This is a genomic window from Exiguobacterium sp. s123 (genome assembly GCF_018617075.1).
Lineage (GTDB): Bacteria > Bacillota > Bacilli > Exiguobacteriales > Exiguobacteriaceae > Exiguobacterium > Exiguobacterium profundum.
Window position 1 is genome coordinate 676,538 of sequence record NZ_JACSJL010000001.1, and the last position, 25,019, is coordinate 701,556.

The 25,019-nt window shown below is 40.1% G+C and carries 19 protein-coding genes; 9 read left to right on the forward strand and 10 right to left on the reverse strand.

All coding sequences use genetic code 11. The annotated features are described in order from the left end of the window. Positions 1-75: 75 nt before the first annotated feature. The 6 genes from KNO72_RS03505 (at position 76) to KNO72_RS03530 (ending at position 3,055) form a co-directional block, all read left to right on the forward strand. Positions 76-843, forward strand: a complete 768-nt coding sequence (locus KNO72_RS03505; RefSeq protein WP_214757240.1) for a hypothetical protein — start codon at positions 76-78, stop codon at positions 841-843. A 107-nt stretch (positions 844-950) separates the two neighbouring features. Beyond that, positions 951-1,361, forward strand: coding sequence for a MarR family winged helix-turn-helix transcriptional regulator (locus tag KNO72_RS03510; protein ID WP_214757242.1), 411 nt, complete (start codon positions 951-953; stop codon positions 1,359-1,361). A 23-nt stretch (positions 1,362-1,384) separates the two neighbouring features. Next, a complete protein-coding gene (locus KNO72_RS03515; RefSeq protein WP_214687766.1) occupies positions 1,385-2,023 on the forward strand; it encodes a nitroreductase family protein in 639 nt (212 codons plus the stop codon). Between the two features lie 27 nt (positions 2,024-2,050). Then, the gene (locus tag KNO72_RS03520) at positions 2,051-2,335 is read left to right on the forward strand and encodes a putative quinol monooxygenase (protein ID WP_214684783.1); all 285 of its coding nucleotides are present in this window, start codon (positions 2,051-2,053) and stop codon (positions 2,333-2,335) included. A gap of 1 nt (position 2,336) precedes the next feature. Next, positions 2,337-2,699 (forward strand): DUF1304 domain-containing protein, encoded by a 363-nt coding sequence (locus KNO72_RS03525; RefSeq protein WP_214757244.1) that lies wholly within the window; start codon positions 2,337-2,339, stop codon positions 2,697-2,699. 77 nt (positions 2,700-2,776) lie between these two features. Beyond that, positions 2,777-3,055, forward strand: a complete 279-nt coding sequence (locus KNO72_RS03530; protein ID WP_214757246.1) for a CPCC family cysteine-rich protein — start codon at positions 2,777-2,779, stop codon at positions 3,053-3,055. Positions 3,056-3,087: 32 nt separating this feature from the next. On the opposite strand, the gene KNO72_RS03535 is transcribed toward KNO72_RS03530, so the two are convergent. The 9 genes from KNO72_RS03535 to KNO72_RS03575 form a co-directional block, all read right to left on the reverse strand. Beyond that, entirely contained in the window at positions 3,088-3,519 is a 432-nt protein-coding gene (locus KNO72_RS03535; RefSeq protein WP_251028258.1) for a stage III sporulation protein AH, read from the reverse strand. Positions 3,520-3,531: 12 nt separating this feature from the next. Further along, the gene (locus KNO72_RS03540) at positions 3,532-3,894 is read right to left on the reverse strand and encodes a hypothetical protein (RefSeq protein ID WP_214757248.1); all 363 of its coding nucleotides are present in this window, start codon (positions 3,892-3,894) and stop codon (positions 3,532-3,534) included. A 91-nt stretch (positions 3,895-3,985) separates the two neighbouring features. Beyond that, entirely contained in the window at positions 3,986-5,524 is a 1,539-nt protein-coding gene (locus tag KNO72_RS03545) for a hypothetical protein (RefSeq protein WP_214757250.1), read from the reverse strand. Positions 5,525-5,653: 129 nt separating this feature from the next. Continuing rightward, complete coding sequence (locus tag KNO72_RS03550) at positions 5,654-5,917, reverse strand: forkhead box protein (protein ID WP_047795533.1); 264 nt, start codon at positions 5,915-5,917, stop codon at positions 5,654-5,656. Positions 5,918-5,919: 2 nt separating this feature from the next. Next, entirely contained in the window at positions 5,920-9,279 is a 3,360-nt protein-coding gene (locus KNO72_RS03555) for a hypothetical protein (protein WP_214757252.1), read from the reverse strand. Next, positions 9,272-10,153: a DUF4007 family protein gene (locus tag KNO72_RS03560; protein WP_214757254.1), complete on the reverse strand. Its 882-nt coding sequence runs from the start codon at positions 10,151-10,153 to the stop codon at positions 9,272-9,274. Before KNO72_RS03560 ends, KNO72_RS03555 begins: the two co-directional genes overlap by 8 nt. Before the next feature lie 60 nt (positions 10,154-10,213). Further along, positions 10,214-15,412: an FtsK/SpoIIIE domain-containing protein gene (locus tag KNO72_RS03565; protein WP_214757256.1), complete on the reverse strand. Its 5,199-nt coding sequence runs from the start codon at positions 15,410-15,412 to the stop codon at positions 10,214-10,216. A 29-nt stretch (positions 15,413-15,441) separates the two neighbouring features. Next, complete coding sequence (locus KNO72_RS03570) at positions 15,442-17,082, reverse strand: hypothetical protein (RefSeq protein WP_214757258.1); 1,641 nt, start codon at positions 17,080-17,082, stop codon at positions 15,442-15,444. 32 nt (positions 17,083-17,114) lie between these two features. Further along, positions 17,115-19,511, reverse strand: a complete 2,397-nt coding sequence (locus tag KNO72_RS03575) for a hypothetical protein (RefSeq protein ID WP_214757260.1) — start codon at positions 19,509-19,511, stop codon at positions 17,115-17,117. 258 nt (positions 19,512-19,769) lie between these two features. Here KNO72_RS03575 and KNO72_RS03580 point away from each other — a divergent pair, with 258 nt between their 5' ends. Beyond that, positions 19,770-20,657, forward strand: a complete 888-nt coding sequence (locus KNO72_RS03580; RefSeq protein ID WP_251028259.1) for a phosphoadenosine phosphosulfate reductase domain-containing protein — start codon at positions 19,770-19,772, stop codon at positions 20,655-20,657. A gap of 67 nt (positions 20,658-20,724) precedes the next feature. On the opposite strand, the gene KNO72_RS03585 is transcribed toward KNO72_RS03580, so the two are convergent. Continuing rightward, a complete protein-coding gene (locus tag KNO72_RS03585) occupies positions 20,725-20,925 on the reverse strand; it encodes a hypothetical protein (RefSeq protein WP_214757262.1) in 201 nt (66 codons plus the stop codon). Positions 20,926-21,077: 152 nt separating this feature from the next. Between KNO72_RS03585 and KNO72_RS03590 the strand changes: the two genes are divergently transcribed. Both KNO72_RS03590 and KNO72_RS03595 read left to right on the forward strand, forming a co-directional pair. Further along, on the forward strand, positions 21,078-21,770 hold the full coding sequence (locus KNO72_RS03590; protein WP_214757264.1) for an ABC transporter ATP-binding protein: 693 nt from the start codon (positions 21,078-21,080) through the stop codon (positions 21,768-21,770). Continuing rightward, positions 21,763-24,987 (forward strand): FtsX-like permease family protein, encoded by a 3,225-nt coding sequence (locus KNO72_RS03595; RefSeq protein WP_214757266.1) that lies wholly within the window; start codon positions 21,763-21,765, stop codon positions 24,985-24,987. The genes KNO72_RS03590 and KNO72_RS03595 overlap by 8 nt, the downstream gene beginning before the upstream one ends. The last annotated feature ends 32 nt before the right edge of the window (positions 24,988-25,019 follow it).

The window sequence follows — 25,019 nt, forward strand, 5'->3', positions numbered from 1 at the left end:
GGAAATGATTTGAATAAGACTTTGGACCGAGGTATTCTCCTTCAATATCAGGTAGATTGAACGAGAGGTGACGAAATGATCAGAAAACGAATCATAGCAGGTATGGCAGTCGGGCTTCTCGCTGGCGGGCTCTTCGTATATACGACGATTGAAAAGTCAGAGGCACGGGAGACATACAACGCGTATGTGAAGGAAACGTATAATGAACAACCCGACATCAAGCTGTCACGCGACTGGCATATGGGAAGTTATACCGGAGAAGTGACATTGACGAAGGAACCGTTCGCTGGCACTTATTTTCTCGTGACGTACAGTGACGGCTCCATCCACGATAACGTGCTCGAGACATATTGGGAACGCGAGGCAGAGCGGACGATTCACGAGCGCCTCGTTTCGAAAAGAATCTTAAAAGAAGAAGAGACCGTCCGTGCGGAAGTACCGACCGGAGTGTCCGATGATGTGCAAGCAAAAGTCAGCCCGGCCCCGCCGTCCATCTATGAAACGAATCCGAAGACGTATCTCGACGTCTCGATCATGTTTCATGAAGACTGGAACAATACGGACGAACAGAAACAACGAATCCTCGACGTCATCCGCGAAATCGAGCCTGACGTCTACTGGATCCATTTCTCGTTCGACGGGAAGCCAGGTGGCAATGACGACTATACGGAACGGTACATGATGTTCACGCGCGAAGCGTCTGATATCGATCCGTCATTCCTCGACGTGCGAATGATTGAGGATTTGAACGCCTACGACCGTCTATACGGATTCGACGAGACGACGTTCACGACAGAATATCGATTTGATGGCACTCCCATCGAAGACGAGACGACACGATAAATTTCGGTGTCGTCTTTTTTTGAGCGTTTGACTTTACAGGCAATCCAAAACGTTGTATCGTTTGACAAGTCAACGATTGATAAGTCAATCGAGAAAGGTGGGACGCAATGGACCTACGTGAAATCAGCCGATTACTTTACCAAATCAAGTTGGCGGAACAAAACGTCGCATCGTCGTTCGAACGGGAGACAGGATTCAGCCTGACCCGCTACGAGATGTTACAAGTCGTCAAAGAACGAGGCGTTTGTTCGCAACGTGCGATTAAGGAAGAGATGAAAATCGACAATGCCGCCATCACTCGACATTTGAAAATCCTTGAAGAGAAAGGATTTGTCGTCAGAGAGCGGAACGCGGAGAACCATCGCGAGATGTTCGTCCGTGTGACAGAGAAAGCAGAGCAAGACCTAAGGGATTGCGAACGAGACGAACAGGCCAACCACCTCGTCTTACAAGCCTTGTCCGCTGAAGAGATTCAACACTTATCCGGACTGCTTCAAAAATTGAACAGTCACGCCTAAACAGAGAAAGAAGGAATTCACCAATGGCAACTACATTCGAAAACAATACATTTACAGACGTCATGTTCGGTCGTAAATCAATCCGTGTCTATGACGAGAACGTGAAAATCTCACAAGAAGAAATGCTCGAGATGATTCAAGAAGCAACGACTGCCCCATCATCGGTCAACATGCAGCCATGGCGTTTCGTCGTCGTCGAGAGCCCAGAAGCGAAAGAGACGCTCAAACCGCTTATCCGTTTCAACACGCGTCAAAACGACACGTCTGCAGCGATGCTCCTCATCTTCGGAGACATGGAGTGCTACGAGTACGGCGAACAAATCTACGATCAAGCGGTCGCAGAAGGTAAAATGCCACAAGAAGTACGTGACCAACAGCTCGACGCGATCATCCCTTACTACAAAAATCTCTCGAAACAAGAGATGAACGACATCGTGAAAATCGATGCGAGTCTCGCAGCGATGCAATTCATGCTCACAGCCCGTGCACACGGCTATGACACGAACCCAATCGGCGGTTTCGAGAAAGACCAACTCGCAGAAGCGTTCGGTCTCGATAAAGATCGTTACGTACCAGTCATGATCTTGTCTGTAGGGAAAGCAGCAGAAGAAGGTTACGAATCAGTTCGCCTTGATGCTCAAACGGTCACATCATTCAAATAATTCATTTAACAATCGGAGGAATCAACCGTGATTTTAGTCAACGCCACATTCGATATCCAAGTATTACAACGTGAGAACTTCTTGCGCGATATCCAAATCTTGATCGACTCATCAAAACAAGAAGCAGGGTGTGTCGGATATGACCTATACGAGTCAACATCTGTCGAGAACCGTTTCGTCATGATCGAGAACTGGGAAGACCAAGCCGCTCTCGAGCAGCACAACCAAAACCCAGTCCTCATCAACTTCGCACAAAACGTGGCGAACTACGTGTCAGCGAAACCGGTCGTGCAAGTAGCGGCGGTCAACTAATATGTCGACGCTCACCCTTGTGCTCGGAACGCTCGTCGCCATCGAATTCTTCTATATCTTCTACTTAGAGACGATTGCGACGGCATCCTCGTCGACGTCACGCGTCTTCCGTATGTCGAAAGACGAGCTGACGAGAGACTCGGTGTCGGTTTTGTTCAAAAATCAAGGCGTCTATAACGGATTGATCGGGGTCGGACTCTTGTACGGACTCTACATCTCCCCCAACCCCGTCGAGGTTGTCACCATGATCCTGACCTATATTATTCTCGTTGCCCTATATGGCAGTATCACGAGTGACAAGAAGATTATTCTGACACAAGGTGGGCTTGCCATCTTGACGTTGATCTCGATGGTGATCTTTTGACAGAAAGCGTTCGACCTGAGAAAATGGTCGAACGCTTTTTGCTTGTATCCTTTATACTAAATGATGAGGTGATGATGGTGAGATACACATGCCCATGCTGTGGCTATCAGACGTTAGAAGAGGAACCACCAGGCACATACGACATTTGTCGAATCTGCTTTTGGGAGGACGACGGGGTTCAATTCGACGATCCCGATTATGACGGCGGTGCGAATACGGTGTCGCTTCGACAGGCTCAACAAAATTACATCCAATTTGGTGCGAGTGAACGGCTCTTTTGTGATGATGTCAAAAAACCGAATAAACACGACAGAAAAGACCCAGACTGGAAACCCTTCTCTAGCAAGTTGACTTAATACAAGGTCACCCATATAAGAGGTGACCTTGATCATTCATCTAATCTAACACGCTCCCATATCTCTTCATCCACGACAAAGAACGATTCATGGGAACATACCGCGAGCACGCAAGTATCCCCTGCATAAAACATCAAGTCTTCCGGAAGTTTCGGATGAATCCAACTGAATAATGAACGACCCCGTTCTTTTGAGAACTTTGCTGTCCTGTAATTCATATGAAACGAATATAGATACGCTGTATCCACAGACAGTCGTGTTGTCTCCCACTCACTTACGATAGTTCGTTCAATCAAATCCCAACGAATCTCTTCAGTCAGTACATCCATATACGCTAGACGCTCCTCTTCAATCTCCATGCGTCGCCTGTCTTCCACGAACGCAAAGTGAGTGCAGTGCTCAAGCAAAACATCGATGAGCGCCTCATAGCGCTCTCCCTTTACATCTTGAGTGATCATCAGCATGCTTCGAGCCTCCTATGGCGAAGAAACAAATATACCCGTCTCTTCCGTAATCTCAAACGAATCTTGATTCCATCTCACTTCAATCGTCCCGACTCTTTCGGGTTCTTCGACACTTCGATATAATCGCCTGACCTCCATGTCAAAAGTGAAAAAGCCACTTGATTGTTTCATATACCCTTCTTGATTCACATATGTATTTGTCTGATCCCCAATCAGCGTAAATGCGTCACAGCTCTCATCTTCACATTGTACCGAATAGGTTTCCTCGAACCAGCTTATAAAGTCATCCATACCTGGGCTTATCGTATACATCGGTGTCACCCTGGCCCAAGCTACAATCAACACAACAAAACCGATGAACAACCATTTTTTCATACGCTCTCCCCTGCTCTCACTATCCAAAGTCTACCATATCCATTTCATCAAAATTAAAAAACCGCCCTGACGAAGTCAGAGCGGAGTCCAATTATAAGGCGAAAATCGCTGCAGATACACCGACGACACCAATGAGCGCCATCGCATATACCGGTACACGTGGCATTTCGCCATTGTTGTCGAGCGCTTTCCCGAACATGTAGAAGACGATTGGGTGCACGAGGAACGGCATCGAGAAGATGAGCGGGATGAGAAGTGACGCTTCCGTTCCGAACATTCCACCTTGAACCGCTGCGAACAAGCCGAAGTGCGAGATCGCTGACGATTGTGCCATCGTCGTGTAATCAAACGCAATTGTGCTGAACGCCAAGATGACGAGACCACCGAAGACGGCCATCATCTGCCATCCGAACGAGAACTGCATAAGGGCTTTGACTTCTTTGAAGTCTTCCCCGTTCGCCGCACGCAAATTTTTCAACGAAAGCGCCGTGAGTACGAGACCGACCAAAACGATGATGGCTGTCGGCCAAATCCAGAGCGCACCGTTGTCGGCACTGACCGCGAGGATTGAGAAGACGAAGATATGTCCGAAGAACGGGATGTTGATCATGATTGGCGCACGTTTCGCCGCCACTTGACCGAAGTCCCCAGCTGTACACGCTCCTGTTAGACCACTGTGTGAAAGTGAACCTGCCATACCTGGTGCGAGGTTACGGATGTGACCCGTACGAGCGAACCACATGATGAGTGCGATTCCACCGAACATCCAGAACAACTGGCCGAAGAAACCGTACACGAGAATCGAGTTCATGCCTTCGATGGCGAACGCGTCACCGATTCGTGAACCACCAACCATGAAGTTAGCAGCCAAGACGACCGGAATCCCTGCGAAGAGAAGCGCGCGGACTGTCGGTCCGTACGTCCAGTTATGGAAGATGGCACCGAGTGCTGACGAGATCAACATCGCGAAGAAGATTTGCGGCAATGCGATAATCGGCTGAACCGCTGTCGCAATCAAGAACGAGACGAACAAGATGACAAGCAAGAGGACAGTCTCGATGACACCTTTTTGCATGTATACTTTCTTGTCCTGAATTTGTGCTTTATGGTCGATGAGTAAGAACGACACGGCAAGACCGAGGAGTGCGAGGATTGGGTAGTAAAGCGCAATCCCTTCTGCCGTACCTGGCTCGATTGCCATACGGAAGAACCCTTCCAAACCAACGAGCAAGAAGAACGAACGAAGGATGAAGATGAACTGCGTACGTCCCGTCCCGAGGAACATCTCTTCTTTAGAAGGAACGACGATGTCCTCCATGGCGAGCTCTTGTTTACTTAAGATTTTACGAAGTTCCTGTCCACCGACGAAGAACGAAACGACTAACGCGATGATTGTCGTCCGTGACAAGAAGTCGACGAGCGGGAATTCAGGAAGTCCCGGTGTCGCGATGCCGAGCTCGACCATACCGAATCCGAGACCGAGACCGAAGATGACGATGACGAGGATCGGCGAGAAGCGCGTCCCTGCCACGACCATACGAGATAAAATGACCATCGGGATGATGAAGGCCATAAGCAACCAGAATTGGTTGATGAGTTGCATTTGAGATAATTGCTGTACAAGTTCCATTGACTAACCCCTAACATAATTTTTAGCACACAATATCGAAGTGTACAGTAATGAACATTATGTGACAATAGGGTGTGATGTTTTTGTAAACATTGAAAGCGGAACCAAGTGAAATTGGTCCCGCTTTCGTTAGTTATTGGATTGTCTGAGACCCCAAATGCCTTTTCCTTTACCTTCAACTGAGTAGAATAAATCTCGTTCTCCTCGATAAATATCACAATCACTCGAATGCATATGAATATGCTTCCTCACTTGTGATTTCCAATCTTTGTAATCGTCCAAACCAAGTTGATAAAATGACTTCTCAACATAATCATAGATTTCTTTTAAGGTCGCTTTTCCACCATGACTTTTTATTGCAAATTCAATTTTTCTCACTAAATCTAGACGCATCGTCACTCCTCCGAACTTTTCTCTAACTCCTCTAATAGTTTATACAAAATAAACTTTACTTCTTCAGCTTGCATTGTTCGCCCACTCGATTTTACAATACGCTGAACATTATTAAATATCGTTTTTCCTTTAACGGAGAGATCCATCTTTTGAATTTCGATTGTTGTTTGATTATTTGTGACAACCCGAATCGTTTCTTCTGAATTTGAAACAACGACTAGACGCCGAACAGAAGAATCAAAAGAATCTAATGTAACATCTGACCATTCATCTAGACGAACACCAACCGTTTTACGGATTAATAACGCTAGCCAATCTTCACCTTGATCCATAGAATGTATCACTTCAAACAAAATGGGATTTTTCGATACGAGTTCACGATTGGAGTCCACCCAACTCTCCAAATCATTGTCTATCGCTAAAATCGATTTCACTTTACTTCTCAATTCATTTTTAGTTAATGACAAATGAGATTCTAATTCTTCTTTCACGTCAGAAAATGCCAAACCTGTTTGTTTAATGAGTTGACTTAAACGATTAGCTGCATCCATTGGATCAATCTCGCTATACCTAATGATATCCTTGAAATCAATTAAATAGCTTGATTGATTCGAAGTGATTTGGGTATATCTAGGCAATTGGCGTAACCATCTCCGCAATTTACTAAATACTTGTACAGGGTGTTCTTCAAATGAATTATCAAAGAAGATATCATTCACCTTTAAAATAGTTTGACGAACTTGTTCATCTAATTTGTAGAATTCAAATTCATAAAAACCTGCTTCTTGCTCAAGAATTGAGTACAAAAGTTCCGCATTCATTTCTTCAACGAATAGCCCGTTCGCATAAAACGAAAGTTGATGCCAATAATCTTTCAATAGTGAAACTGTCAAAATCGGCACAATCGGTTTTCGCATCCCAAAAGGCTCTTTTTGAAGGATTTTCATAAGCGTGAGTAAGTTACCGCGATCAGAAGTCTCAATATAATTCAACAAGGATTCGCGCATATCTTGCAGAATAATTGAGTCTAAATTCGTTAGTTCAAAAGGATTTAAATGATTATTTTTTAAAATTGAAACATAGATCAAATAATCTGGACCAAATCCTTCAATCTCAATCTCCTCTATTAATCGACTTTTCATCAATTTGTCTAAGACACTAATCGCAGCATTTCGCTGTACCTTTGAAACTCTTTGCTTATTAAATCCTTCATTCCTTACTTCTAATGTTTGACTAAACCGGTTATTCATCCAATTAGACAAAAAACTCTCTAATGCAAATCTAGAATCAATGTTTCCAATTTCTTTTCCATCGGAATACCATGTTAATTGTTTCGAACTAAAATTCTCTAACGGTGATAGATATTGTCGAATTTCAAAAATTAAGTTTTCAATCCGGTATCCGATTTCTGATTCTAACTTTTCATCAGATTTTAATAGAACTTTATCATTCAACATGTGTATTAGTATGCGATACTCATCAATTTTCTCCACTAATTCATGTTTATCTAATACAAATCCAATAAAAATTCTGTCTGAAAATCCTTTAGAATATTTGGCTAAAGATAGTACATCATCTAGTTCATCTTCACCTAATAAAAGTACAGACATTTCACCATCTGCTGAAACATGTACGTTATCAACAGAGTCTAAGTTAAAGTAAAAATCTACTTCAATATATCTCGTCATACTTTTATCGCTATTATAAGTTAACGGGAGGTAGTACTTGTTCTTAATAAGCTCTTTTAAAGGCTGAGCTCTAAGAAGATCATCATCTTTAATTTTCAAACGGTATTGTTTAATTAAATCATCAATTTCAATAATTGAACCCGTATACATTTCATACGAACCAGAGATGCGATTGAATCTTAGTAATTTTACTTGAAGTAACTCTTCAATAACTTTTTTCGCATCATCCATACCGATTCCAAGACCAAAACTAATTAAATCTTCTTGTACTGAAAATTTCCCTTTGAAATTTTCGAGCAAAGTCAATAATTTTATAAGACGAAGGGCATTATCGGAAACTCCATAACTGACCGCAAATCGATATTGTTTTAATTCTTCAATTCTATAGTAGAGTGTTTCATCCGAATAAAAATAATCAAACAACTCATCTGCGTAATACCATTTTGTTTCGTCAAATTCACCGTCGAACTGAGATAAGAACATATATAGAGTTCTCTCGTTTTGACCCAATATATTCGATAGATGAGGTAATAAATAAATGGTGAGTGGATGGATTGGTTGACATCCTTCTAATATTGTTCCATCAATTTCTTGTGCAGACATCTCTGGGAATAAATTAAATTTAGCAATATCGATTTTGTATCGTTCAATATCATTCTGAAGAAACAAACTTGGCGTTTTGACTTCTTCTTGTCGTCCCAATACTTTAAATGCAGACCGATAAAATAAAGAAGAATCACTTTCTAAATAGTGGGCGCTAAATCTTTTTTCCACTCTCTCTAATTCCGATTTTGAAAAACTATTTTTTTCTGCATACTGTCTTAACCCTGAGTGAGTAATAAACAGAATGCCTAAGTTATCGAGGCGATTCGAAAGTTCTGCTAGGTCTTGCATTTCTTGCATCGCTTTATATGTTTGAGATTTATCAAGTAGTTGAAGAAAACGACCAAATTCATCATAAGTAATGAACAGCCCAACTTTTTGTTTTTTTAGCTGTTTCAAAATATATTCTAATTGTTCTAATTCAGTTGTCTTAGTTGTAACAATCAATGATGCCCCTGAAGTAAGGATTGTATAGTACTTCTTGAATAAATCTATCGCTTCTTTGCTTCCAACTTTGATTTGAGCAACCAAGGTATCAAGACTTTGGTTATCTTGAGCGCACAGCTTCTCAAGGTTAGAATACGTACTTTGATAATTCATTCGCCAATTCTTTATCGTCTGAATGATTTGATCTTCTTCACCTTTTAGGCTGAATGAGATCCCTTCTTTTTTTAGGGCTTCCACAGTATTTTGGAGAATGACTTCTGCCAACTTTCCTGAATGACCAACAATTGCTACTGGAATCCAGCGTTTATCTTTAGACCTAATAAGAGTTTCTAAAAATTCACTTTGCTCTTGACCAATTTGAGCAACATTTGCATAAAAACTCTTCAACGTTTTTCCATTTCGTCGGCTCATCATTAAATTAGAGATTATAGCTCCGACCATTGATTTTCCAGCACCGTAAGGTCCAATTAATAAGTGAGAGTTCATGTTCTCATTTGCATTCGTTACAGTTTCTAAAACTCTTTGAATGATTGATAATTGTTTTTGATTCGGCACAAATTGCGTCAATAAATTATCTTTTTGAAAATCGTACGATATATTGATACTTGGTTGAAACTTATGCATAACTACTTACCTCTTTACTATATTGTTCGAATTTTTCTTTCAGAGCCTCGATAGACGTTATTTCTTTAGTAAGGAGTATCGTGTCAAGCTTATTCGTTCTGATAAATCTAATTGGATATCCTTCAGTCATTTGTGTTGCATATTCTACGATTGCGCTTCTTGAAAGATTGAACACTTTCCCCCAAAGTTCTGGACTCTCAGCTAACTCTTCTACCGCAAATTCATTCTGTCCATGCTTTTCTGAATATACGAGTAAAGAAACGAATAAAATATCTCGTATTTCATCTACATCTGCAAAAGATTTCGTGTAGTAGTTACTTACGTTCTTAGAAATCATCTCTAAGTTTTCGAGGGGACATGATATGACATCTTCTGGAGTTAAACTTTTATAATCCTTCAATGCATACATATTAAGAAGGCAGTCGATATCACGTTTAAGCGTGTTAGGTGAAACAGCTTTTAACCCACTAACCTCTATCCACTTCTCTAAAGCTGTAATTAATCTTTCTCGATCAAATACTGACTCTCGATACTCATTGAAGAACCAGTACCATGAAGTCGCCATATCTTTATTTGTTACAAGATAATAATGTAACATCCCTAACGATAAGCCATGTTGCAAATGTCGATCGTATTTATAAATGATTTGACCAAAATCAGTAAAGGTATGAACTGTTTGTTTTCCCTTTTGCTCCTCTACAACATTTGTAGCAATCAACCAATATCTCAAAGATTTAGCCATGTTTTTTCCAAGACCGAGAATTTCGAAATGGTTTTTCTCATAAAAAAATCTAGAGTTTTGACCAATGTGTTCTAATCCTTTATTAATCCATGATGGACGAAAGTAAAAACTTTGATGTTGTCCAAATCCCATATTTTTCCCACCTATCTTCCAAAAGAAGTGAAGTAGCTACGTTCGTAGCTACTTCACGGTTTATTTCTTGAAATGCTGCATTAGTGCGCGTAAAGCTTGCGGTTGAAGGTAAGGACTCTTACCACGTGCCGGTTCTTTATTTGTTTTGAACAAGTAGTCACCTTTTCCAGCTAAGTTTTCACCACCAGAGGTATCCATGACTACGTTTGATGCGACACTATCCGTGACTCGAAGACACAATCTTGCTGCTAAGTTATTTTTAATTGTGGTACTAATAATTTCCGCTTTTGGAGATTGTGTACACACAATCATATGAATACCTGCAGCACGACCCTTTTGACCTAAACGCTTAATTGCAGTTTCAATTCGTTGTGCAAATTCTTTATCTTGCATCATAAAATCAGCAAATTCGTCAAACACTATGACGACGCGTGGTAATACTTCATCAGGACGGTTTTCCTGAATCAATAGTTCGTTATACTCCATTAAGTTCTTCGCAAATGAATCTCTGAACTTACTATAACGACTTTCCATCTCTGCAATCATTACATCTAAATAATCAGCAGATTCCATTAAGTCTAACAATACTTTTTCAGTGTGTTTTACTCCACCAAACATCGAAAACTCAACTTGTTTCGGGTCAATGAATACAAATTGAAGATCTTTCGGCTCGTAAAGACACATCATAGACATGACAATCGAGTTTAAGCTTACACTTTTACCACTTCCGGTGGATCCAGCAACCAACATATGCGGCTCTGTTCCATTAAAATCAACTGTCATAACTTCATTTAAAGGGCTTAATCCAATCGGGACCAAGAATCCTTTATCTAAGTCTTCTTTCTTCACGTCATTACGAACATACTTCATAAATTGAGAGAAAAAGATTGTATCAGGGTCATTCCGATTAATATCGATATTAATCCCATTTCTATCACTAAAAATAGTCGGTGGAGAATCGATTTGTAACCACAAAGGCATGTCTTTCGCTTTCTTCTCAACTGCCGAAATACTTTGATTTGGTGGAATTCTACCAATAATTCGAATGACACTTGCTCCGACTATCGTTCGTTCTACCGTAAACTGAACACCGTTAATTCTTAGTTTCGTCTGTAAAGTATCCGCGTAACGATTTCCAAGTGTCTGAAGGGTTTCATCAAAAGAATCTTCATTAGGTACTTGAACATTTACCAATGCAATATCCTCGGGATATTGGTTGTGAGTTTGATCACTAGACTTCGGCTGGGTAGGATCTACAGAGTCTTTATGATAGTCTATTTCACTAGATTCATCATCAATTACAAGGATATCATCAGGTCGCTGAATTGGACTTACTAAAGTAGGGGCAGTCCAATCGTTTTCATTTGATGTGCTTGACGATGTGTTGCTTGTATCATCCTCTAAAGGCACCGAATCATCCTCATCATTCTCTGGAATCTCGAGTATCAATTCATCACTCGAGACATTCATTTCTGATAAGATGTAGGATCTAGTAAACGTATGCACAACAATACCATCTTCATCTTCTTTTTCGTAATAATGACCCGGTGATAACTGGGCTCTTCCTTCGAAATCAGTATTTTTATTATGAATATATGCATATACTGATTTTGTGAATGAGAAATTGATTTTTGCATTCACGTTATTCTTAAGTTCGTGTAATAGTGCAAGCTCATACTCTTCATATGCTCTCTTATCTTCTAAATGCAATAAGAAGGAGTTGAGATATAACTCACGTTCAAGTGGTGAGTCAAATCGTCTGAAGAATTTCTGAAGAGCTCTTTCACCTGATAATAATTGAACTTTTGCATCTGTGACTTCACTTACATAGCTCTCCTGCTGAATCAGCTTAAGTTCAATTAAGTCAAAGTTAATATCATATGTTCCTGTTTCAGATGAATATTGAATAGTTGTTTTTAAAAGATCCGGTCTCTTTTGACGTGTTCTAAACCATTCTAACTCATCACACATATCCCATAGTACTACGTCATTCTGATTTTCATTATTTTGAACAACTGTCAGATATACTGATAAGAACTCGTTTACAAATTTCCCAGGACCTAAAGCACGAAGTACTAAGCTTCCAGATAAGTCTTTTACAATTTTTAGAGACTCATCTACTTTTTGCTCGTCTAAAGTAGTGACTTTCAATTGGTCTTTAAGACGACTATGAAGTCTAGTTCTATAATAATTTGTCTCGACTTCTTTTTCAGATGATCTTCGAATTGAATCCGAAGAAGAAACAAGCACTTTGATTTCTTCTTTACCTGATCGATTCACGTGGTATCGAATAATGTTAGAACCTTCTGCTACTTGTTTCATCAATAGTGGGTCCATAAATTTATCATATGTGATAACCCAATTGAATTTTTCATGTGCCAATTTATACAATGTATTTGTTTCTGTTCGTGTTACAGATAATTTCCCTTTAAGTAATCCAATTTTTTCAGCTTCGATGATTATGCCGTCATTTAGAATGGCTTGCATATTATAAAATTGTTGCATGACTTTAGGCTGAGTTGGAGAAGCATAGTTTAGTAGACGTGTACCTTCTTTAATTGATTTGAATTCACGGTTTTCATAGAAGGTCCATTGCTTATCTTCTAATCCGCACTCTTTGTATGGTTCTGAATAAAACTGATGTGGGATTTTTAAATTATCTTGTTGTCCAAAATAATCGATAAAGACAGCTAAATCAAAATCAAGCATCAGTGAATCTAACTTTTCTTCTAGAGTTTTTGAGTCACTGAACGGTAGAACATTTATTTCAAGTCTAGGGAACTCACCAAATGCATCTACTGCGTTTACGTAATCTTCTTGAGATTGAATCCATTGATTGATTTCATCATAAAGCATTGCAGCCCTAGCTGGGCTATGAATCGTAACATTTAATTTTCTTACATTATCTTTTTTTAGAATTTGTTCGATACTCTTTTTAACAAATTCTAAGTTTGTTACATACAAAAATAAAATGTCTAAACAATCAGCAGTATATGGATAAACGCGTACATAATCATGTGCGACTTTTTCAATCTCTTTTGCAAATGAAGTAGCTTGAGATGCAACACTCTCAATTTCGCCACCTTCAAGATAAGTACCCTGCCCATAGAACTCATCCTGCGCAAACAAATGATTACCTGCTTGTGAAACATAATAAGAAGGCGCCAGGTTAGCAAACGATCCTCTTAAGAATTCTTTGTATTGTTTAAGGTCTTCTACATCTTGAACTTTATTTCGTCCAGTCGAAGTGTCAGATAAATCTTCAATCAATTTGCCGAAATGTACTAATTTATAGCCATATGCAATGAAACGAATTGGATTAAAGATTGATACTACTTTTCGTTCCACTTCAGACTGTTTACTATTTTTTGTTTCAACGATATTGATTGTTCCCATCTCATTAAGTAACGAATAGATTTTGCGGACTCCATCAACATCTGTTTCAGAACACTTCAAGAAATTTTCTGTCAGTGTTGCAACATTTTTTAAATCATCTGCCGTAATACCTCGTTCTTCATTCAAAACAGCTTGAAGTATCTTAGTATATTCTTGATTAAATTGATCAAACTGTTCGATAGGGTTTAATAATCGCTTATCTGTCAAAGATGTATAAGTTTTTTGTTCATTTAAATATTTTTTAAAGTCCCCTTCAGTAGGAGTGCCTCGTTTAATTTCAATGTACTGTAAATAACCATGTTGAATTTGATTGATAAAATTTGTAAAACTATTTCCACTTATTGCTTCTCCTGCATCCACTTTAAAATCAGTCTTAGCAATTGGTTCTTCATTCCGAAGGAGTCGGAGTCTTACTGGTAACGATTCAACTTCTTTTGAAATCTCTTCCGAGCCTTTTAAATGTGATAACACAATCATATTTGATGAAAGCATCGATAAAGACTTTAGATGAAAATTAAAGAAAATTGCTTGTTTCTCTGAAAGTTCTTGATTTTCATCAACAGAAATTTCAAAAGACAAATTCCCTTCAAACTGTTCATGATCAACATCCTCGAGCATTACTAAACTCTCAGCTAATATAGCTTCAAACATATCAATATATTCTGAAGGATTCTCTAACTTATTTTCGATATTTACGACCTTTTTCAAAATTCCTTCTTGTTCCAATTCTTGTTCATATTCTTCTCTAAAATCTCGAATAGCATCGATGTCAGCTTTTGAATTTACAGCTTCAACTCCACGATCAAATCGATTTTCCGCATCAATTTTTTGTTGTTTCAATTGATTTTCTTCTTCGATTGTTTTTGCACTATCAATAGCATTGTTATACTTATCAATTAAAATATCTCGAGCATTATTTAATTTATCTTTCAGGGTATTTGAAACTTTAAACCCAAATATACGCTCTGCGTCTGTGTAAGAAACCATCGAAAGAAAGTCATTGTTCTTTCGTTCAATAAATTGTATAGCCTTCTCCAGAAAATGAACTTCATCGTCAAAGCTCTCCCATAATTCACTGGAGTAATTTGTCTTCTCTTCATTCAACATAAAGTTCTCTACATTTTTCAATAATTTTTCTGAATCAAAATACGTTACCATTGTTTTTCTAAGATGACTTAACAAAAAGTTTTTTCTGAGCTGTTTTCGAAGTGACTCTAAAGACTCAAACTTTAAAAATTCATCTTTAAAAAGTCTAAAGTGAGGAAGTTGTTTCCCAAGAATCGTTTTAAAAGGTTCATCTGAAGAATTTTTTACTTTGATTACATCCTCTAAATATGCAATCAACATAGAGAGTTGTAAATCTAATTCTCCTTTGTGTTGATATGCTCCAATCAATCTCATCAAATCTTTAATTTGATGAGATTCTAAGAACTTTTTCTCAGAAAGTGCTTGATCTAAGCTATCTAGCCCTTCGTCCGAGAGCAATTGAGTTTCATCAATTGAGACGATGTCTTTTAGACTTTGTGCCTCAGGAGTTCTCTCGTTCATTAGAAGAATGAGAGCTTCACTAGACTTTACATTGTTTCTCAACCAAACCCCATTCTCATTTTCGTTTAAAACAAATGAATCAAAACCATCAATTTGCTTAATTGTTCGGATCAATGGATTATAAAAAGTTTTAAAGTGAGCCTCTTCCTCTAATAACGAATTCAGAACGGCTGGGAAATACTCTTCATTAATCCCCTCAATTTTAATGAGTACCTTTTCTGCATTTTTCTTTTTGTGGTCCTTAAGATAATTCAATATATACTGTGCAATCCAATTCCCAACGATTGTTTCTTTATATGATGTACTTACTGACATATTCATAATCTCCTTTGTTTATTTCCGTATTAAGCGAAATAAGGATTTCGGATTAATGCAGTGGCATCAGAATACTCTTGTAATAATCCATTTTGTTTTAACTTTTGTCTCATTTTCTTCTCATTATTTCTAAAGTGAGACAAGTTGATTCCTTCTTTTGAGTAAAGGCCTGATTTTTTCGCCGCACTCTCCCCAATGATGATATTAAATTTATCGTACAATTTATTTAGAAAATCATCATATGGGAGCGACCCATCCCCGTTTAAGGTTGCATATACTAGTGCACTCAATATCTTATCGTTTAGAACATAACGAGCCTTAGCACCCTTTCCAGAGACAATAAATTGACCATCTCGTGCTAAAGTTTTCATTATAGGCAATTGTGATTTAGATAAATCTTCCATATAAAGTTCTGTAATGCGTAACTTCAACATTTTTTTAGCTTTTTTCTTATCTGATACTTCAAGTGCCTCAATCAATTTTTTCTTCTTCGGTGAATGTAAATTTTTCAAATTTAGTTCTTCAAAGAATGATGAATAACCGTCTACTTTTGTTTTTTTGGTTTCATCTAAGCTATTTAACCAAGTTTCAATTTTCTTCTCGGCTATTTCTTCAGGAAATACTTCTGCAACACGTTTTTCTACAAATGTTTTATAAGCGTCACTGACAACCGCTTCATGAATTCGATATGCATCTTGAGCCAAAAACTTGATTGACTTATTTTGACCTTCAAAGCAATCAATAAAGTAATGAGTTTTTTCTTGAACAATTTGTTCTGCCTGGTAAATCATATATCGATGAAGCTGAAACGTAATTAAAGAAGTTAAAATATCAAACATTTCGTAAACATCTATTTTTAAAGTCAAAAGTGCATTAAGTTCTTCTGCAAACTCTTGATAAAGCTTTAAGTTAGTAGATGGTAACAGAGGATATTCAGACTTTTCCCATCCGCTAATCAAACCGTCCAATTCGATATCTTTAATTAATGGTGCAGGTTGATCGCTCTTTACAGTAGTATCTTCAGTTGAGGCATACTCCGCAAATGCTTCGTTTATTTGATTAACGACAGTTATCAGCCCACTTGAGTTGGATAACAAACTTTTCATATTTTCTTCGATACTTTCTCGAAGTTCCTTATTATTTAATGTTCCATAATGAAGCATTAAATAATATAACTCTCCGCCCCTAGCGAAAAAGTTTCTTTCGTAGCTATATGTCGGGTTATTCGATTTACCTTTGTCTCTATTCGCTCGAATTTCAGTGAAAAGAAGCGATTCATGAAGTGGATACATCATTTGAGCATACCAAGAACGATCTACCGGCTTACCCATAGGTGTTGTAAGCGGAATCGTCAAGTTCTTGAAAAATACTTGTAAGTCTTCAAGCTGCTTCTCATTAATTCCAAGTTTCTCTCGAATTACATCTTTTTTCTCATTATCAAAAACAGCGATATGACCTTTTGATCCTTCTTTCTCTCCTTCGAAAACAAATTGACGGAATTCAATCATTTTTCGACGATTATAATATTTTCGTTGCAAACTGAATCCTGTCCCCGCCATAACGTTTAAAAATTCTAGTGTGTATTCTGGTCCTCGTTGACCATCTTTAAATCGATGACCCCATATCTCTGCACCAATTTTACTTGAAAAACTGACTTTTTCTTGTTCCATAAAGTACTCTCCTGTTCTAAAGATTAGTTTTATTAATAGTCATCATCTAAATCTATTTCATCATTTTCAATATCATCTGAAGATTTGATCTCAATAGTTTCTAAAACGAATGCACCTTGTGAATAATCAAATTTTAATATTTGTAGAATGTCTTCATTTTGCTTCTTCATTGGAATAAGTCTGTTTCTGAAGCTGTTTAACAAAATTTCGACATGTTCACGTAATACATTCAACATACCGCCATTGCTAAGTCGCATTAAATATTCAAATGTTACTAAATTGATTTCTAACTCTACATCTTTGATTTTCAAATACAGTAGTGTGCTAGCTTGATCTATATCTTCATTTTTCTCTTGAATAACAAAATCAATTTGATCTATTCCGATAATTTGATGAACTAATAGGCTATCCGACGCAACATATAGTTGATTTGACGGAGAATAGACCATTCGTTTTGCGAAAAATGTATTCAATCCGTCTACGAGTTTTATTTTTGTGCTGTGTTCAATTTTCCCTTTATGCAAAATCCCGATAAACTCATGACGGTGACGATATGGAATCAACTGCTCAACTTTTTTATTATCTTTATACTCGAAATAGTATTTACGACGCAGTCTCGGGAACCATTTATTCATCAGCTCAACACCATTTACGTTGTCCCCATTAATGTTAGAGCGATACATTTTTACTTCTTCATAGTAAGCTCCATTTTCGACATCGATACCTTCTTTAAATAGGTTAGAGTGTGATTCTTTCGTTTTATCTTGGTTACTTAGATCACCATTCAAAATATAGTCGTCAATTAAAGAATCAGAAATATAGCCTGGATCTAGCGATTTAAATTCTTGGATACCGTTAATCTCCTCGAATATCTCTGGTCTTAAATTGTTTCCAAAGAAGTTTTCATAGTATGATTTTTTAGCCAATTCATTTATAGCTTCACTATTTGAGGCTTCATGTATGTTTCGACAAGTCATACCTCCCGTTTGAGTATATGCAAGATGAATAAGAAGCTCACGCATCGTCATATGCTTTCCATTCATATCAAGGGACTTGTACATCCGCATCATTCGTTTAGGAGTCACTGAATTATTAAGTGCATTATGATTATCATAGATAATACATTTATTACGACTTGAACAAGTTCCACAAATGTCCCAATTCACTTCCTTGTTCCACTCTTCAATAATTTTCTCAGCGTATACAGATGATGATGCGTAAAGTAAGTTATAAACTTTTACCTGTTCTGTCTCTTTGATTTCTTTATTTGGTGACATGAACTGAGGGACAACATGATTCTTTAAGTCCTTTAACTCTGGGTATTTAATTAATGTATGAGTGAGTTTTCCTTCATTCGCCGCAATTAAGAAGTACAGTTTATGGTGTGCATCGTGTAAGGTTTCTTGCATTTTCTTTAATTCTGAAACGATGACTTCATCTCGTAATTCAGATAAATCTTTAATAATCCGAATTTTATAGTCTTTATATGTAATTTCTTCTATGCCAGATTCTGGCCAACCCTCAAACGGTTCATCCACCAATTGATCATACACATTTCTACAAATTCGCGTTTTCCCATCACCGGCATTACCGGTAATAATTATCGAACGTGGAGAATTTGACAATTCATCAATAATTTTTTGATTAATGTTAGTATCGATACTGTACTCAATTTTTTTTGTATGCTCGTCAAAGATTTTAGAATAGTCAGCTGTAGTTAAGTCATATTGATGCATGAAATCAACAAAAGGATTAATTTGTTCCCTCACGTTCATTTCTCCAAGTTTTTCGGAATCTTGAACTAATTCCTGATTCATATTTGAAGCACTCTCCTGTTCTAGATTGTTATTTTGAGAAACCAATTCCTCACTTTTTGGTTCAATTGGTTCAACATATTTCGGCTCAATCATCGGCTCAACCGCTTGTCCATTGTTAGTAAGATCATCTGTCAGTGTTAATTTTTTTGATGATGAATTTTCATGCACACTGTTGATATCAGAATTTGGTGCGTTATTAATTTTCGTTTTCTCAAAATCTGCAATCCATGACTGACCTAATTCTAATAAAATTCCCAAAGCTTCATTTGCTTCTTTTGTTTTGAGATCACGCTTTGTCGCAATATCGCAAATTTCTAAAAAACGAATTCCTTCTTTATAATTTTTCATAGATAAATTATAGTTTGTTTTTAATGCTTTCCATCCATATTGAATAGAGTGAGCCTCAAAATATGACTTCGGTAATAAAGAATATTTGTAGAAACTTCCTAGATCCATCATCCAATTGTATGCAAGTGGGAGGAACAATGATTGCATATAAAAAATTTGTTCAGTCGGATTAAAATCAATCATTCGTTTTACATCATTTAAAGTAAATGTAATTTCACTTTCAGCTACTGAAACTAAGTGATTCCATACATGATTGTTGTTCATACATATCATCCTTTCAAACTATCCATTCAAAAATATAATAAAGTTTCACATTTTCGTTTCTTCCTATTATTGTAATATTAATGTATGGTAAATAAAAGGGGTTGAGAAGGAAAAAACTTTACCTGGTTATTTTTTCGATAGGGTTATAAGCTACTTCTCCTATATTATATGTTTTAGAAGCAAGCATTTTTGTTTCTTGTATATTTACATTCCGTTACTGTAATAGTATGAAGACGTTAAGAATATGAGGTGTTCTAAATGAATATGAATAATGTTAAAACACAAAAAACCACGAGCCGCCTCGCGCTTGGGGAATTAAATAACAAAGACTATAGCGCAGCAGAACACGGTCGAAAACCTGTTCATGTTGCAATGTTTAGCGGTGGTGCTTCTTCAGCATATGTCGCTTATCATATTGTGCAAAAATACGGCAAAGAAAATTCAATTCTTTTCTTTACTGATACATTATGGGAAGACATGGACAATTATCGATTCATGGAAGAAGTTGCAGATTACATCGGACTAGACATCACTACTAGTATCGACGGTAGAACCCCCGAAGAAGTATTTTTTGATATGCGTTTTCTCGGAAATTCACGTATGGCAAAATGCTCAGAAGAATTAAAAGTCAGACAGACTATGATTTTCTTAGAAGAATTACGAGATATTCATAATTTGGAGCCAATCTTGTACTTTGGTATCGGACCACACGAGCAACATCGAGCAATTAATCTCCAAAACTTTTATGAGCATAATCCAATCGAACCAATCGAAACTCGGTTCCCAATGATTGAAATCTTTAAAGAGGATATGGACGCCAAGACAATTATCCAAAACGAATGGGGAATCAAATTGCCACGCATGTACGACCTTGGCTTCTCACACGCAAACTGCGGAGGTCGCTGTGTACGCGGTGGATTGGGTCACTATGCTCTGCTCTATAAAGTATGGCCAGATCAATATGCAGAGCAAGAAGCTATGGAAGAACGATTCCGTGAGAAATTCCAAAAGGACGTATCTATTCTCAAACGGAATGGTGGACCATTTACATTACGTGAATATCGCGAAATGATGGAGCGAGATGGAGTTGAAGCTTATCTTGCTGAAAAAGATGACACGATTCCTTGTGTGTGTTCGTTTTCATAATATAAAGCAGACAGACGTATGTTTAATACGCTTGTCTGCTTTTTCAATTGTTTAAATTAAGTCTACTTCAATCCACCTCAAACGCCTTCACATACGCCACATGATCCAACATCACAATCAACTCGTCCTCAAATTGAACGAATCCATCGCTCGCATGCCGAAACGATTGGTAAATCGACTCCAATGCCTCATATCGTGTATCGGCTTCCACCATATACGTCAGCACTTCTTCGTTAATTAAATGGAATTCAATTTCGAATGATTTCATCTTCTCTCCTCCTCACTCTTCTATACCCGTTCCCCATTTGAAAAAAATACAGCTATATATTGGAATCTTTTTCCTATAATCTAAAATAGTCAGAATATTACGTACTCTTACATATTTTCACTAAATATTAGTTAAAGGAGAGATTTCACGATATGGCCTATCACTTCACATGCGAACACTTAACAAAACGATTTGATACGGGTGACTTTAAAACGGTCGCCTTACAGGACATTAACCTCCGCTTCGAACACGGGGATTTCATCTCCATTATCGGACCATCTGGGTCTGGAAAGTCGACGCTCCTCAGTCTGATCGGTACACTCGACCGTCCGACAGAAGGAACGTTACTCTTCAACGATGAACCCATCTCTACGCTCTCTGCGAAACAACTCGCGGACTTCCGATTCGAGAACATCGGTTTCATCTTCCAACAGTTCCACTTGATTCCGACACTGACGGCGCTTGAGAACATCATGTCCCCGCTCTTCGGACGAAAAGTCGATTACGACGTCCATGAACGTGCGCTCGAACTGTTGAAAGAGGTCGGTCTCGCTGACAAGATCGATTCGTTACCGTCCCAATTGTCCGGCGGTCAGCAACAACGCGTCGCCGTCGCCCGCGCCCTCATCCACCGTCCGAAATGGCTCCTCGCCGATGAGCCGACAGGAAACCTCGATACACACACGGGTGACGTCATCTTTGACCTATTGATCCGCTTGAATCGTGAGAACGGATGTGGCGTCCTCTTCGTCACCCATGACCCGGAACTCGCCGACCGAGCCAACCGAAAAATCGAGATGCGCGACGGGCAGGTCGTCGCCATGAGCGACGTCCATCATGCTTAAGTTCATTTGGAATTCATGGTGGCGGAATAAGGAACGATTCATCCTGCTCATGGTCGGGATGCTCATCGTCAGTACCGGGCTCAGCTATCTTCTCGGTGTGACCCAGGCGAATAACGGGACGGTCGTCAACGAGCTACAGAAACGTTGGGATTCGTCTTATCACATCGTCGTGCGTCCGGAAGGCAGCCGGAGCGTGACTGAGGACTTGAACTTGCTCGAGCCGAACTATATGAGCGGACTCGAAGGCGGAATCACACGCGAACAGTACGAGACGATTCAACAGATTGCCGACGTCGATGTCGCGGCACCGATCGCGATGATTGGGTCGACTTATTCGAGCTCGTTCACGCAAACGCATACGTTTGATAAAGCGGGTCTTTATCGCCTCAAGATGAACACACTCATCGATACAGGCATTGAAAAAATCAATGACTTCCAAGACTTGAAAGCCTACTTTTGGGTCGGCTGGATGCCAAACGGTGATTCCACTCACATCGGAATTGGCCCGACCGCCCTATATGAAGAATTCCCACTCAGTTACGGAAGCGATGTCATGCTCGCGGGGATCGACCCGGTCGCCGAAGCGAAACTCGTCGGGTTAGACGATGCCGTACAAGCGACAGCGTTCAGTCGTTACTTCAATGAAGAGGATGTCCCAGAACCTTACGATGAAGCCATCACGACAATCCCGATTTTGATGAGTACAAAAGACTACGTCGATGCCTCGATCAACTACACCATCGAAGAAGTCGATGCCGATACGAGCGACGCAGAAAAATTCATCAATACGTATTTAGAGAACGGAAAAGAGGAATACCTGGATAGCTTGAAAGGGACAAAAGTCGCCTCATACGACTTTACAGCACAACAAATGCACGACAATATCACGAGACACATTTTAGAAGGAACACCGCAGCCACAAGATCCTCGTGTCACGGTTGACTACACTTGGCTTTCCGAGAAGGCGTCACCTCTTGTCTACGAAGGCGTGACGAGCCCGTTCCCGAAACGGTGGCCGTACTCGTATCAAATCAAACCGTTCCTTGCTGAGGGTCAAGTGAAGTATGGTCAAGAAAGTATGTATCGTAAGTCCAATTTATACGCAGAAGACCTCAACGATGCACCGAAAGTGAAATATAACTACATCGGCTTATTCGACCCATCGAAACTGAAGTTGTCAAAAGATCCGTTGACGGAACTCCCGATGGAGACGTATTTCCCGGCAAGCGCCGAATGGGTCATGAACTCGAAAGACGAGCCGGTCAACCCACCGACGACCGTCAAACCGACGAATAACCCATATAGCTTCTTGACGAAGCCACCGTCAATGTTGACGACACTCGATGCAGCGTTCGCCATCGCCGGTGACAAGGCCATCTCGGCCATTCGCGTCAATGTGAAAGGCGTGGACGTCTTGAACGAAGAGAGCGAAGCGAAGCTCCAAGCGGTCGCCAAAGAGATCGAGGACAAGACCGGTCTCATTACCGATGTCACGCTCGGCTCATCTCCACAATACGCCGTCACCTATCTCCCTGGTTTAAAAGGAGAAAGTTCGCTCGGTTGGATCCAGCAGCCATGGATTAAAATCGGGTCATCAATCACGATTTTCCAGGAAGCGAAACTCGGCTTCTCCGGTGTCGTCGCGAGCGTCATCCTCGTCGCGATGTTGTACGTGTTCAGCTCGAACATCATCATGTTGTACGCACGGAAGAAAGAGTTCGCCATCCTCTTGTCGCTCGGTTGGCGGCCGAGTCAGCTGTCGAAACTGTTATTCTTAGAAGCCACGATCCTCGGGTCGATGGTCGCGCTCATCTCGTGGATGATTCTCGGGACATTCCTTTGGACGGCAGCCGGCTCGACTTCAATCACCCGTATCTTATTGATTGGACTCTCCGGTCTCTTGATTTACTGGCTCGGGACACTCATCCCGATTCGACTCGTCCGTCGCATCAAGCCATATGAAACGATGCAGTCTGGTGAAGTCTCAAAAGGACGACGTCTCGGCCGCTCTCGTTCGAGCGTCGGTATGAGCTTGAACCAACTCGTGACGTATTGGCCACGGACGTTGTTGTCGATTCTCGCCATCGCCTTACCAACGAGTCTGTTCGGCTTCTTCTTGTTCGTCACGTTCCGTCTCCAAGGTGTCTTGTATACGACGTGGATCGGGGAGTTCGTGGCACTAGAAGTCGGGACGATGCATTACGTCGCCATGGGGGTCGCCTTACTGATTGCGATGCTGACGACGACCGAGATCATGTGGCAAAACGTCTCTGAACGAAAACCACAACTCGCCGTCTTGAAAGCGCTCGGTTGGCAGAATACGTCCATCCGTCGTCTCGTCTTGACAGAAGGTGCATTGACCGGATTCTTCGCCGGACTACTCGGTGTGACGTTCACCATCGTTATCGTCACCATCATGTATCAACAGTTCCCGACTTCAGAGCTACCATTCTTGTTTGCGACCATTCTCATCCCGGTCGTAACAGGGGTCTTAGGTGCACTGCTTCCGGCCGAACGCGCTGTCCGAATCACACCGGCTGAAGCAATTGGTGGGCACGTCGTCAACCAAAAGCAAGTCGAGAAACGCTTCCGCTTCGTCCTCGGGACGACGGCGACGGCACTCGTCGTCGGAATCATCAGCTTGTTCGTCTTCACATCACCAGAAGTCAAGCCGGTCACGGAAGAAGCGAAAGCGACCCCAGCCCCGACCGCACAGACGACGGGTGCGAAACAGGCTGATTTAAAAGCAGACCAACCGAAAGAAGCAAAAGACACAACACCAAAAGAAGATGACCTTCAAAAAATCATGAACCTCGGCACGTTCCAAACGTTTATTGGAGATCCACAAATGAAGAAACGTGAGTTCCAAGTTGGTGAACCCGTGTACGCCTCTCCGGACGGAACCAAACCGGAAGATGGAAAACGATTCGTCAGTCTACCGATCTCGTTGTACAATGAACCAGATCAGTATGAGGGAACTATGGATTATCGTCCAAACGGCTTCCGCATGTACACACCAGATGGCACAGAGTACAGTCCGGTCGACATGGTCAACCACAACAAGAAAGCATTCCGGGGTGGATTCATTTACACACCAGGCGAGAAATCTGAAATCGATTTGGTCTTCCTCGTCCCAGAGAAAGAGAAGACGCTCGTCTTGTATGCGTCAAGCGGTGCCATGCCGAAAGTCTATACCGTCAAAATTGACGTGCCGTAAACGAAACAACGTCGCCCCGATTCGAGGCGACG